Genomic DNA, 13,195 nt, shown 5'->3' with positions numbered 1-13,195 from the left:
CCGCGCAAAACAATCAAAAAATCCCGGCGCTTGTCATAAACAGGTGTCGGGATTTTGCTATTTGGGGCGTGAACAAGCTGCCCCTGCCCTGCGAATCTCGTAGGGTCGCCGAAAGATCCCATGAAAAGGCCGAACCATGGACCGCAAACTTCTTCTCATCATCCTCGACGGTGTTCCCTGGCGCAATTTCCGCCGTCTGTTCGGCAACCTTGAAGGCTGGGTTGACAGCGGCGAGGCGCGCGTGTGGAAGTTGCGCTCGGTGCTGCCATCAACCTCGGCCAGTTGCTATGCCTCGATCCACACCGGGGTGACGCCACAGGAACATGGCTGCACCGGTAACGGCAATGTCTTCCGCCTGAGCCACAAGGACGTGTTCAGCCAGGTTCGCGAGGCCGGAGGCGTCACCGGAGCTGTCACCCACAGCTATTGGTCGCAGTTCTTCAACCGCCATCCCTTCGACTATGTGCGGGACGTGGAATATGACGAGCCGGACAGCACCACAATCAATCACGGTCGGTTCCACACAATGACCGGCTACGGCAAGGCGAACCAGATGACGCCGTCCGATGTCGATCTCTATGCCACCCTGACCAACCTGTGCCTGCGCTTCGGACTGGATTACGGCATTCTACACGCCTGTACCCTGGACAGCATGGGGCACCGGTTCTTCCATGATTGCGAGGAAATGGACCACGCCTGTTTCGTCGCAGACGAGATGCTGGCCCCATTCATCCACCGCTGGCGGCAGTTGGGCTATGAAGTGATCGTCACCGCCGACCACGGGCAGGATGAACGAGGTCATCACGGCGGGCGCGGACCACTGCAACAGGAAACAGCACTGTATTATTTCGGCGATGCCAAAGGCCCCGAGGCTGATACGGTGATCGACCAGTTGCAACTGGCACCCACGATCCTGAACCGGATGGGCGCACCAATCGCCGAGACGATGAAAGCCAAGCCGTTCTTGAAGTAATCAGTCGTAGGGCCAGATCTGTTGGCCCAATGCCTCAATAGCGACGGATATCCGCTCAAAACTGTCTGCGGCGCGTTTAACCGAGGTGCGCGCCCGCAGATAGCCATGCACAAGGCCTGGTTCGTTGATGCAATGGGCAAGCCCTCCGGCCAGCGTGATCTGGGCGCAATAGTCGGGCCCGTCATCGCGCAGCGGGTCGCAATCAGCAGTCACAACCACGGTCGGAGGCAGGTTCGAGAAATCGCTGTCCTGCAACGGCGCGTAGGTCGGATCGCCCTGCGGAGGTTCTCCGCTGCACCGCACCTTTTCGTAGAAAACGATATCATCCAGCGTCAAAAGCGGCGCGTGGGCATGTTCCAGATACGATCCCTTGGTCCGATCACCACCCAAACCGGGATAGATCAGAACCTGCCCCAAAATCGTATCCAGCCGACGCCGTGCATGATGGGTGACGGCAGCAGCCAGATTGCCTCCTGCACTGTCCCCCGCCAATACCAGCGCGTCGCCATATTCCTTCGCGGCCCAGTTCACTGCCGTCCATGCGTCCTGAAACTGCGCGGGGTGCACATGTTCAGGGCAAAGACGATAGTCTACCGCCACCACCCGATATCCCGTCTGCGCACAAATCTCGGCGCAAACGTCGTCATGGCTGTCCAGCCCACCGACAACAAAACCACCGCCATGCAGATAAACCACCGTCCGCGTCGGATCACCGGCAGTATAGACGCGAACAAGCACGCCGTCGGCGTGCTTGTCCTCAGCCTCGACCCCCATCGGGCGCGGCTGCCGAAAGTCACGACACATCGCGTCATAGACCCCGCGCTGATCTTGGATCGAAAGATCGACCGCATCATCGGGATAGCTTTCGGCTGTCCTGCTTATGAACGCCCAAGTTTCTTCATCAATCAGGCGTTCATAATCCATGTCCCCTCCGCGATCAGGCAGCCCATTCCCATGGCCGGGTGAATGCGCCCAGCACTTTGCTGACATCGTCCTCTGAGGAGCCGTTCGCGTCAAGCTGTGCAACAAGACCACGCTTTTTATCATCGAGCACCGAGACGACCCGCGCATCCACGCCCGCCTTTTCCAGCGCGCCATTGTAGATACGGGTGATCGCCTGTTTCCGCAGTTCTGGCTTGAACACTTTGCCCACCGCGGTTTTCGGCAATTCATCGAGAATGGTCATATGCTTGGGCTGCGCGGCACGTTCGTGGACGTGAACGTCGCAGTATTCCATCAACTCCTGCTCGGTGACCGAGGCACCGTCAACCAGCTCGACAAAGGCGCAAGGCACCTCACCTGCGTAGGCATCGGGCTGACCGATGGCCCCAGCGAAGGCGACCGCGTCGTGGCCCAGAAGGGCCTCTTCAATTTCAGCGGGATCGATGTTGTGTCCACCCCGGATGATCAGATCCTTGGCACGTCCGGTGATCCACAGATAGCCATCCTCATCGAACCGCCCCAGATCGCCCGTGCGCAGATATGAGTCAAAGTGGTAGAGGTCGACGTTCTTTTCCGATTCGGTATAGGTATTGCCCGCATAAACGCCGGGATTGGAAACGCAAATTTCACCGATTTCGTTGGCCGCAGATTCCACTGGTCCATCCGGTCCGTCGGTCAATATTTTGACGTCCGTATAGGGGAACGGAATCCCGATCGAGCCGATCTTTTTCTCACCATCCACCGGGTTGCAAGACACAAGGCATGTCGCTTCGGTCAGGCCGTACCCTTCGACAATGGTGACACCTGTGGCCTCTTCAAATCTACGGAACAGCTCCACGGGCAAGGGGGCTGAGCCCGAGAACGCGGTTTTGACGGTTGAGATATCGGCATCCACGGGGCGCTGCATCTTGGCGGCAATCGCGGTAGGCACGGTGATGATGAACGTCACTTTCCAGCGTTCGATCAGCTTCCAGAAATTGTCAAAGACACCATCACCACGATAGCCCTGCGGCGTTGGGAAGATCACATGCGCGCCCGAAGATACGGCTGCCATCATGATCACATGCACTGCAAATACATGGAACATCGGCAGCGGGCACATGACCACGTCCTCTTCCGAGAACAGCAGCGTATCGCCCAGCCAACCGTTATAGATCAGGCCCGAGTACTTGTGCTGCGCCACTTTGGGCATGCCCGTTGTGCCGCCGGTATGGAAATAGCAGGCAACGCGGTCTTCCTTGCTGTCTTCGAATGTCAGCGTGGTTGGTTGCTTGGCCAATTCGGCGTTGAAGCTTTTGTAATCCGCGTGAGCCAGATGTTCCTTGTCGCCCATTTTGGGACGCAGGAAAGGAACGATCCATGACTTGGGCGGCGTCAGATAGCGATTCAGGTCAATCTCAAGGATGGTGTTGACCTTGGGTGCATGGCGCACGGCCTCTTCCACTTTTTGCGCCACATCGGTCTTGGGGAAGGACTTGAGCGTCACAACCACCTTGGCACCCGTTTCCCGTAAAATGGCCGCAATCTGTTCAGGCTCCAGCAGCGGATTGATCGGGTTGACGATCCCCGCAACTGCGCCACCCATCATGGTGATCAGCGTTTCGTTGCAGTTGGGCAGGATATAAGCGACCACATCCTTTTCCCCGACGCCCAGCGACCGAAACAGGTTGGCGGCCTGATTGACCTTGCCCAGCAAGTCCGACCATGTCAGCGTCTCGGCCTTGTCCGTAGGGCCGGAAAACAGTTGGAAACTGACCGCGCTGCTATTCGGATACCGGGCCGCTGTACGAGACAGCATCTGGTGGAACGTGACCGGGATATCCCGATCCTCCCACGGCATTTCTTGTTCAAGTTTTACCTTGTCGTCGATCCCCTCAAAGGCCATGCGTCTCCTCCCTATTGTGCCGCACGCTTCGCGCGGATTATTCCACATTAGGATGGGTGCAAAACCGCGCTGGTTCAAGCAAGGGCTTAGTGGCACAGAGTCAGAAAAACAAAATGACGCTGCGGCGGTTAGGCCTTTCCCTCGCGTCAGCCTATTCAGCCGCGACCCCGTCTGTGAACTGAAGTCGTGCCAGACGTGCATATAGCCCATCTTGTGCTACCAGGTCGTCATGGGTGCCCTGTGCCACAATTTGGCCTGCCTCCATCACCACGATACGGTCGGCCTTTTTGACGGTGGCCAGACGGTGCGCCACGATCAGAGTGGTTCGTCCGGCGCGCATCTGATCCACGGCCCCCTGCACCGCGCGCTCACTTTCTGCATCCAGCGCCGAGGTCGCCTCGTCCAGCAGCAGAACCGGTGCATCGCGCAGGATGGCGCGCGCGATGGCGATGCGCTGTTTCTGACCGCCCGACAGCATCACCCCGCGCTCGCCGACAAAACTGTCATAGCCTTCTGGCAACACCGAGATGAAATCATGCGCGGCAGCGGCGCGGGCGGCGGCCTCGACCTCGGCATCTGTTGCGTCCAGACGACCAAAGCGAATGTTCTCGCGGGCCGATGCGGCAAAGATCGTCGGGTCCTGCGGCACCAGCGCCATGTGGCGGCGGAATTCAGCCCGGTTCAGGTTGCGCAGGTCGACACCGTCCAGACTAACGCCACCAGCGTCTGGGTCATAAAACCGCTGGATCATCTGAATGACAGTCGTTTTGCCTGCACCAGAAGGACCAACAAAGGCAACTGTTTCGCCAGGACTTACGGTCAACGACATCTGGTCCAGCGCAACAACATCGGGGCGCGCGGGATAACGGAAGGTTACGTTTTCAAACCTGATTTCGCCACGCACGGGTGCAGGCAGCGCTTTGGCCGCCGTTGGATCGTTCACCGTGTCTTGTGAATTCAGCAATTCAACCAGGCGTTCGGTCGCCCCCGCGGCGCGCTGAAGTTCGCTCCAGATCTCGGACAGGGCAGCGACCGAGCCTGCCATGATGATCGAATAGATCACGAACTGGATCAAAACGCCCTCGGTCATCACGCCGTTACGGACGTCATTCGCCCCCATCCACAAAACGCCCACGATGCCGGAGAAGACCAGAAAAATCACGATCACCGTCAGCACCGCACGAGTCTGGATTCGGCGCAGAGAAACTTCGTACGAAGTTTCTGTCATCTCACCGAACTGAGCGCGGCTTGCCTGTTCGTGGGTAAACGCCTGAACGGTCTGAACCGCACTCAGTGCCTCGCCTGCATTGCCGGATGAGGCGGCGATCCAGTCCTGATTTTCGCGGCTGATGACCCGCAGACGGCGACCCAGAACCAGAATCGGTACTACGACCAGCGGGATCAGCAGAAGGACCATCGCTGTTAGCTTGGCCGAGGTCAGCAACATCAGCACCAATCCGCCGACAAACATCAACATGTTGCGCAGTGCAATCGACACGGATGAACCCAGCACCGACTGGATCAACGTGGTGTCTGTGGTGATCCGGCTTAGAACTTCTCCGGTCATAATCCGTTCGTAGAATTCGGGGCTCATCCCGATGACGCGATCGAAGACGGCCTTGCGAATATCGGCCACCACGCGTTCACCCAGCCGCGTCACCAGCGAATAGCGGATGCCTGTACCGATGGCCAAAATTCCAGCAATGCCCAGCGCGGCCAGAAAATACCAATCCAGCAGCTCGCCATCTTCGATGCGGAAATTGTCGACCACTCGGCGCACGGCCAGTGGCAGGGTCAGCGTCATACTGGCCGTGAGGATCAATGCCAGCGTCGCCCCGATCATCAACAGGCGGTACGGCTTCATGAAGGGCCAAAGTGAGGCCAGAACGCCTATTTTCCGGGATCGCGCGCGCTCTTCGCTAGCGCCGGGCGCAGCTTTTGCGGATGGACTGGCTGAGGCGTTTCTTGCCATGACTGGGCCCTACGTCGTGTTCAAACTTACTAATGCGCTTCTTGGCGGTCAGTGCAGGTGGGGTCAAGCTGCACGGCAGAAATGCAGCCTCAAACGGGCCTTTTGACGCAGAATGTAAGGGCTGATCTGGAGCGGGCGGCGGGAATCGAACCCGCTTCATCAGCTTGGAAGGCTGAGGTAATAGCCAGTATACGACGCCCGCTCAGCGGAGGTCGGTTTAAGCGATGCGTCAGATGGCGTCAAGCGCCGTTCGGTGCCGGATTTCAAAATCATTCCTGGAAAATAATCTCCCGCCCGGTGCGGCAGAAAAAGGGCGCGACTGCCTACAGCCACGCGCACTTGTCGAGCGTTCCGCTGATGCGGATCATGCTGTCTCGGGTGATGGCAGCGCCCGGCATTCGCCCGATCAACTGTGCAGGATAGGTGGTGGCAGCGACCAGCGCCGCAGGCAAAGGCACGCCCACTTGCGTGACCAGCACCCGGATGGCAGTCGTCAAATCCAGATCCGCGCCAGCCAGCGTCCCGTCTTCCAGCGTCAGCCGCCCGTCAGTGCGGGTGATCCTGCGCCCTTCCAGACGAAACTCGGATTGATCCGTTCCTGCAACCGCCATCGCGTCGCTGACCAGATAGATTTGCCCCGGTCCGGTTTTAGCCGCCCACGCCGCCCGCATGACCTGCGGGTGGACATGGATGCCATCAGCAATCAGCCCGGCCGAAAACCCACCATTCGACAGCGCCGCGCCGACCAATCCGGGTTCGCGGTTGCCCAACTGGCTCATGGCGTTGAACAGATGGGTCACACATCGCGCACCAGCGGCGGCATAGCGCTGGCAGGTGGCGAAATCCGCATCAGTGTGCCCCAACGATACCAGTACACCCGCATCGCTTAGCGCGCGAACCTGCTGCTCTGAGACCGATTCGGGCGCCACAGTCACTTTGAGACAGGGCAGATGACCCGCCGCCTCTATCAAGGCAGCGAGGTCTGCATCAGACATCGGACAGATCAGATCGCCATCATGCGCCCCTTTGCGCGCAACCGACAGGTGGGGCCCCTCCAGATGTAACCCGGCGACGCCCGGCACGCCCTCATTGACGGCGTGAATGGCAGCATCAATCGCGGCACGGGTCTTATCGGCCGTATCCGTGATCAAAGTCGGCAGCAGCGCGGCGACCCCCAACCGGCGATGAGCCTGCGCGATGCGCCGGATCGTTTCGACCGAGGGGACGTCATTCAGCATGACCCCATCGCCACCATTCACCTGCAAGTCCACATAACCGGGGCTGACGATGTCTCCGTTCAGATCGACATAGTCACCGGTCGCTATATCCGCATCGGACACAATCCTCCCGGTCGCATCGCCGTCAAAGACCAACGCATGATCATACAGCAACCGCTTACCATCAAAGATTTCCCCGTTTCGAAAGATCACCCTGTTCGTTGTCATACCGTCTCGGTCACTTTCTTGAGGTGGCGTGGCGCATCAGGGTCGATTCCTCGCATACTGGCAACCGATTCGACCATGCTGTAGAAGGCGGTGATCGCCGTGATCGGATCGGTGATCCAGTGATCCGTGCGCTCGACCGGCAAAGACTGCGCTCGCGTGACCCGATCCGTCGTCGCAAAAACCACCGCGCCTTTTTCAGCCAAAGCATCAGCAGCCTGCGCGGTTGTCTCCTCCGCCGCATCCTGAGCAGCGAAAATGATTGCAGGGAACCCCTCTTCAACGATCGAGACGGGGCCGTGCAGCACTTCGGCAGCAGAATAGCTTTCAGCGTGAATCTGGCAGGTCTCCTTGATCTTTAACGCCGCCTCGCCCGACACCGCAAAGGACGGCCCCCGGCCCAGCGTGAACAGCGACCGCCCCGTGATCGCAGACGCCGCTGCGGACCAGTCGCATCGGGCTGCGCGGTCCAATTGGGCGGGCAGAGCCCGGATAGCCGCCAGCAAGTCGGCATCCCCTTTGACCTCGGCCAGCATCCACAGACCCGCGACAAGCGAGGTTACGAAGGTCTTGGTCGCCGCAACGCTCAGTTCAGGACCGGCGTGCAGCGGCAGCACCGCATCAGCGGTTTCTGCCAGACGCGAGGTTGAATTGTTTGTGATCGCCAGTGCCACCGCGCCCGAAGACCGCAACGACCGCGTCAACCCCACGATGTCGGGGCTTTGGCCGGACTGCGACACAGACACACAGACCGCCCTCCGCGCCATCAGATCGGCCCCGTAGATTGAACTGACTGACGGCCCGACCGAGGCCACAGGCAGACCAAGGAGCAACTCACTGGCATATTTCAGATAGCTGCACGCATGGTCCGACGACCCGCGCGCCACAGTGATCATAAACCGCGGATCGGCGTCGCGGACCAGCCCTGCGGCGTTTTGAATATTGGCCGCGCCACTGCCCAGCAGCCGGTCGACCGCATCGGGAATTTCCAGAATTTCCTGACGCATCTTGGATGTATGTTCGGACATCGGCCTTTGATCCTTCCGGTTATAGCCGTAGCTCGGCGACGAAATCATAGGCGTCACCGCGATAGAGCGAACGGGTCAGCTCTGCGACCCGACCGTTTTTGAGAAATGAGAGACGTTCGATATTCAGCCCCGCCGCCCCTTCAGGCACGTCCAGCAACTCGGCCTCGCGCGCTGCCAGATTAAGCGCCGAGATCTTCTGAACCGCCCGCACCGGACGATGACCCAACCCATCCAGCACCTCGTAGAGCGAGGTCGTCACCTCGATCGGGTTCGGCAGGATGTCCAAGGGCAAGGCCGCTTTTTCCAGCGCCAGCGGGCGGCCATCCGCCTCGCGCAGACGATAGATACGGGCGATTTGCGCGCCGTCCGACAGGTTCAGCGCGGCCACCTCGTGTGGTGTTGCGGCGAACACGCCACGTTCCAGCCATTTAGAGGTGGTCTGCATCCCCCGGCTCGACATATCTTCGGTGAATGATGTCAGATGGGTCAGCGATTGCTCGACCCGAGGCACGCGCTCGCGGATGAATGAGCCCGACCCCTGACGCTGTTCGATCACGCCTTCTTGCACCAGCTCCTGGATCGCTTTGCGTACGGTGACGCGGGACAGGTCAGTGATTTCCACCAATTCCCGTTCTGACGGCAGCGACGCATTGGGGGCCAGCACACCGGTGTCGATCCCCTCTTGCAACCGGCGGCGCAGCTGTACGTATCGAGGGCCGTTTTCGGGGCTTAGCCATGCATCGGCGCGCAGGAATTCAGCGATGCTCATCTGCCACCTCCTTTGCCAAAGCCAACGCACCTGCCAGCGGTTCCCCCTGCGGCGGACGGATTGCCTCTTGCATTTCGCCGGGCAGGTAGTCGGCGTAGTGCGGCGCAATTCCCCCGGTCAGACATAGCGTCAGACCGGGTTTCCAACCCAAACGGACGACCATATCCGTAAGGTAATCCGCTCCTGTTTGCAGGACTTTCCGGGCAACGATATCTCCATCGACCGCGGCCGACGTAACCTGCGGCGCCAACGTGCCAAACTCTCCCGGCGACGCTTGGCCTGCAAATGCAACAATGCCTGCGGTACCACCCAACCGATCAGACAGGGCCCGGGTCAGGCCCGAGCTTTCCTGAACCCCATCTGCAACATTCAACGCTTCGGCCAAGGCGCGACGTCCGACCCATTGGGCCGAGGCCTCATCTCCAAGGACTGACCCCCATCCCCCAGCAAACCGCATGCGACCACGAGTCTGGAGCGCAAGGAATGAGCCCGTGCCGCAATGCGCGACAAGGCCGTCTGTCGCGCCCAAGGCCCCTCGGACGGCGGCCGGCCGATCATCTTCCACCCGGGCATTCGTCAAATTCAGAACAGCCTGCAAGCGCCCAGCTACCGCATCCCCAGTCACTCCGGCCAAGCCTACGAAAGCGGGCCAATCGAACAGGTCGGCGGCGGGCCGTCCGAGACGTTCGGCCAAACGCGCGACGCCCGTCCTGATCTGGTCGGCACCACCCTCAAAATCGGTTGAGACATTGGCCGCACCTGTTTCGACCGCATGGACTTCACCATCCACATCGCAGGCAACCCGGCATCGGGTTCCACCGCCATCAACGGCCAAAACTGCGTGGTTTTCAGACTCACTCATGACAATACCATTATAATACCTTTTGCCATCAGAAAAGATCAAACCTGCGATGATCAGGGATTTTAGAGAGATTTATGCGAAAAAATCCTTCATCTCGGTCGCAATAAGAAAGTTATGGACAGGTGGTATTAGATAGGTATTGTAAAGGAACTGTAAGGGGGATTCTCTTGACGCTGCCGTCGACTGAACAACTGCACACTGATGCCGCACGACTTGACCCGAGCGATCTGGCAGGCTCCGCCCGCGCCTTGGCCGCCGGTCAAATCGCTGCGGCGCAGGCGGTTGAGGGGGTCGTCGACAGCATCGCGCAGGCTGCACTGGCAATGGCAGAGACTTTGCGTACGGACGGGGTGCTGCACTATGTGGCGGCGGGCTCGTCAGGATTGATGGCCGCCGCAGATGCCCAAGAGCTGGGCGGCACGTTTTCGATCTCACCCGCGCGGCTGCGCATTCATATGGCAGGAGGCCTGCCCACCGGGGTTGAAATGCCCGGAGCAGCAGAAGACGCGGATGCGGGCCTTGCCGACGCGTTGCAAGACTTGCGCCCGCATGACACTGTCATCGCTGTGTCGGCCAGTGGATCGACACCCTACACCCTAATCGCCAGCACCATCGCACAGTCCAAAGGTGCCAAGGTGATCGGCATTGCCAACAATGCAGGCAGCCCCCTGCTGCTGAATGCGGACATCCCGATCCTGCTGGCCACGCCGCCGGAGTTGATCTCGGGCTCGACCCGCATGGGGGCTGGTACGGCGCAGAAGATAGCCCTGAACATGCTGTCATCCCTTATGGCGCTAGAGTTGGGGCATGTGCATGGCGGCATGATGGTCAACCTGCGCGCCGACAATGACAAGTTGCGCGCCCGCGCCGCAGGAATCGTAGCGCGTATTGCAAATGTGGACACCGCTGTCGCGCAATCCGCGCTGGACACAGCCAAGGGTGAGGTCAAACCAGCGATCCTAATTGCGGCGCTCGGCCTGTCATTGCCCGAGGCCATGACCCAACTGGGCAACTCGGGCGGAAACCTCAGCACCGTTCTTACAACAGATAACAACCGCTAACCAACTTGGAGACTGAAATGAAACACAAAAGCCTGAAACTGGCCCTGCTGGGCACAACCTTGGTGGCAACATCGGCCTTGGCCGAAGACGTGACGATCACCATCGAAAGCTGGCGCAACGATGACCTGACCCTGTGGCAAGACCAGATCATCCCCGCATTCGAGGCCGCCAACCCCGGCATCAAGGTCCAGTTCACCCCATCGGCGCCCGCCGAATACAACGCTGTTCTGAACTCGAAACTGGATGCGGGCTCGGCCGGTGATCTGATCACTTGTCGCCCCTTCGATGCTTCGCTGGCGTTGTATGAGGCAGGACACCTGACGGACCTTTCGGGCGTTGAAGCCATGAGCAATTTCTCGGACGTCGCCAAATCCGCGTGGCAGACCGATGACGGCGCGGTCAGCTTCTGCGTTCCGATGGCCTCGGTGATCCACGGCTTCATCTACAACAAGGACGCCTTCAACGAGCTAGGCATAGACGTGCCCACCACCGAGGATGAGTTCTTTGCCGCGCTGGATAAGATCAAGGAAGACGGCACCTATATCCCGATCGCGATGGGCACCAATGACCAGTGGGAAGCCGCCACAATGGGTTACAACAACATCGGCCCGAACTACTGGAAAGGTGAAGAAGGCCGTCAAGCGCTTATCAAAGGTGAGCAGAAGCTGACGGATGAGGCCTGGACCGCACCTTACGCAACACTGGCCCGTTGGGGCGAGTATATGGGCGACGGGTATGAGGCACAGACCTATCCCGACAGCCAGAACATTTTCACGCTAGGCCGCGCGGCGATTTATCCCGCCGGTTCGTGGGAGATTTCGGGTTTTAACACGCAGGCCGATTTCGAGATGGGCGCATTCAAGCCGCCGGTCCGCAACGCGGGCGATACTTGCTATATCTCGGATCACACCGATATCGGCATCGGCATGAACGCCGCCACCGAGAACCCCGAAGCGGCTGAGACGTTCCTGGCCTGGGTCGCAAGCCCCGAGTTCGCGGAAATCTTCGGCAACGCCCTGCCCGGCTTTTTCCCGCTGTCCAGCACCCCGGTCGAGCTGCAAGACCCGCTAGCCAAGGAAATCGTCGGCTGGCGTGATGAGTGTGAATCGACCATCCGCTCGACCTACCAAATCCTGTCGCGCGGCACGCCGAACCTCGAGAATGAGACCTGGGGCGCATCGGTCGCCGCCATCAAGGGCGCCAAATCGCCCGAAGAACTGGGCGCCGAGTTGCAGGAAGGCCTCGCCTCCTGGTACGCGCCGCACCAGTAAACTGACCCCTACTCGGGCGGCTCATCCCGCCCGAGTACCCCCTGACACCCCTTTGAAAGCTGACCCATGAACCGCCCCCGCTTCCGCTGGCATATCGTCGTGTTTCTGGCCCCTGCTGTGCTGGTCTATACGGCGGTGATGATCTTCCCGCTGTTCAACACGCTGCGGCTGGCGCTCTATTCCGAAGTGGATCAGAGCCGCGTGTTCGTGGGCTTGCAGAACTTTCAAACGCTGTTTTTCGATCCCATCTGGTCCGAGCAGTTCTGGAACGCTTTGGGCAACAACTTCTGGTTCTTCCTGATCCATATGCTTGTTCAAAACCCCATCGGGATCGCACTGGCAGCCCTGCTCAGCCACCCGCGCCTGCGGTTCTCGGCGCTCTATCGGTCGGCGATATTCATCCCAACGATCCTGAGCTTTGTGATCGTTGGCTTTGCATGGAAACTGATCCTGTCGCCCATCTGGGGCATCGCGCCGTCGATGCTGGATGCCGTGGGCCTGAAATCCCTGTTTGCGCCGTGGCTGGGGAAAGAGGAATATGCGCTCACCACGCTGGCGCTGATCTCGGTCTGGCAATTTGTGGGCATCCCGATGATGCTGATCTATGCCGCCCTGCTGACCATCCCCGAGGAAATCCTTGAAGCCGGAGAGATCGACGGCATCACCGGGGCCTCGGCCTTCTGGAAGATCAAACTACCGCTGATCCTGCCCTCGATCGGGATCATCTCGATCCTGACTTTCGTGGGCAATTTCAACGCGTTCGACCTGATCTATGCCGCCCAAGGCGCGCTGGCGGGGCCGGATTTCTCGACCGATATCTTAGGCACCTTCATGTACCGCACCTTCTTTGGGTTCCAACTGCAATTGGGCGACCCGCATATGGGTTCCGCCATCGCCGGGGCCATGTTCGCGATCATCCTTGTGGGCGTCTGCATTTACCTGTTCGGCATCCAGACCCGGATGCGCCGGTATCAACTGTGAGGGGCCAGC

At 59.7% G+C, this 13,195-nt stretch carries 11 protein-coding genes and 1 tRNA gene; 4 read left to right on the top strand and 8 right to left on the bottom strand.

Features of this window, described 5'->3' with window-relative positions; genetic code table 11:
• Positions 1–136: 136 nt before the first annotated feature.
• On the top strand, positions 137–973 hold the full coding sequence (locus ACR3E7_RS01570; protein ID WP_480503248.1) for an alkaline phosphatase family protein: 837 nt from the start codon (positions 137–139) through the stop codon (positions 971–973).
• Here the strand turns inward: ACR3E7_RS01570 and ACR3E7_RS01565 are convergent, their stop codons facing one another.
• The 8 genes from ACR3E7_RS01565 to ACR3E7_RS01530 form a co-directional block, all read right to left on the bottom strand.
• Positions 974–1,897, bottom strand: a complete 924-nt coding sequence (locus ACR3E7_RS01565) for an alpha/beta hydrolase (protein ID WP_480503249.1) — start codon at positions 1,895–1,897, stop codon at positions 974–976.
• A gap of 13 nt (positions 1,898–1,910) precedes the next feature.
• On the bottom strand, positions 1,911–3,800 hold the full coding sequence (locus tag ACR3E7_RS01560) for an acyl-CoA synthetase (RefSeq protein ID WP_170769095.1): 1,890 nt from the start codon (positions 3,798–3,800) through the stop codon (positions 1,911–1,913).
• A gap of 151 nt (positions 3,801–3,951) precedes the next feature.
• On the bottom strand, positions 3,952–5,772 hold the full coding sequence (locus tag ACR3E7_RS01555) for an ABC transporter transmembrane domain-containing protein (RefSeq protein WP_170788223.1): 1,821 nt from the start codon (positions 5,770–5,772) through the stop codon (positions 3,952–3,954).
• A 127-nt stretch (positions 5,773–5,899) separates the two neighbouring features.
• Positions 5,900–5,974 (bottom strand) — tRNA-Gly (locus ACR3E7_RS01550).
• A 121-nt stretch (positions 5,975–6,095) separates the two neighbouring features.
• Positions 6,096–7,217, bottom strand: a complete 1,122-nt coding sequence (gene nagA, locus ACR3E7_RS01545; protein ID WP_480503250.1) for an N-acetylglucosamine-6-phosphate deacetylase — start codon at positions 7,215–7,217, stop codon at positions 6,096–6,098.
• A complete protein-coding gene (locus ACR3E7_RS01540) occupies positions 7,214–8,242 on the bottom strand; it encodes an SIS domain-containing protein (RefSeq protein WP_170769092.1) in 1,029 nt (342 codons plus the stop codon). The genes nagA and ACR3E7_RS01540 overlap by 4 nt, the downstream gene beginning before the upstream one ends.
• Positions 8,243–8,261: 19 nt before the next feature.
• Complete coding sequence (locus ACR3E7_RS01535; RefSeq protein WP_170769091.1) at positions 8,262–9,011, bottom strand: GntR family transcriptional regulator; 750 nt, start codon at positions 9,009–9,011, stop codon at positions 8,262–8,264.
• Positions 8,998–9,873, bottom strand: a complete 876-nt coding sequence (locus ACR3E7_RS01530; protein WP_480503251.1) for a glucosamine kinase nucleotide-binding domain-containing protein — start codon at positions 9,871–9,873, stop codon at positions 8,998–9,000. Before ACR3E7_RS01530 ends, ACR3E7_RS01535 begins: the two co-directional genes overlap by 14 nt.
• Before the next feature lie 167 nt (positions 9,874–10,040).
• Here ACR3E7_RS01530 and ACR3E7_RS01525 point away from each other — a divergent pair, with 167 nt between their 5' ends.
• From ACR3E7_RS01525 to ACR3E7_RS01515, 3 genes are all read left to right on the top strand, one after another.
• Positions 10,041–10,934, top strand: coding sequence for an N-acetylmuramic acid 6-phosphate etherase (locus ACR3E7_RS01525; protein WP_480503252.1), 894 nt, complete (start codon positions 10,041–10,043; stop codon positions 10,932–10,934).
• Positions 10,935–10,951: 17 nt separating this feature from the next.
• A complete protein-coding gene (locus ACR3E7_RS01520; protein ID WP_480503253.1) occupies positions 10,952–12,205 on the top strand; it encodes an ABC transporter substrate-binding protein in 1,254 nt (417 codons plus the stop codon).
• Positions 12,206–12,271: 66 nt separating this feature from the next.
• Entirely contained in the window at positions 12,272–13,186 is a 915-nt protein-coding gene (locus tag ACR3E7_RS01515) for a carbohydrate ABC transporter permease (protein WP_170352415.1), read from the top strand.
• The last annotated feature ends 9 nt before the right edge of the window (positions 13,187–13,195 follow it).

This window comes from Ruegeria sp. BK1 (assembly GCF_056535645.1).
Note: the sequence above shows the minus strand (reverse complement) of the source record. Positions and strands in the feature narration are given on the sequence as shown.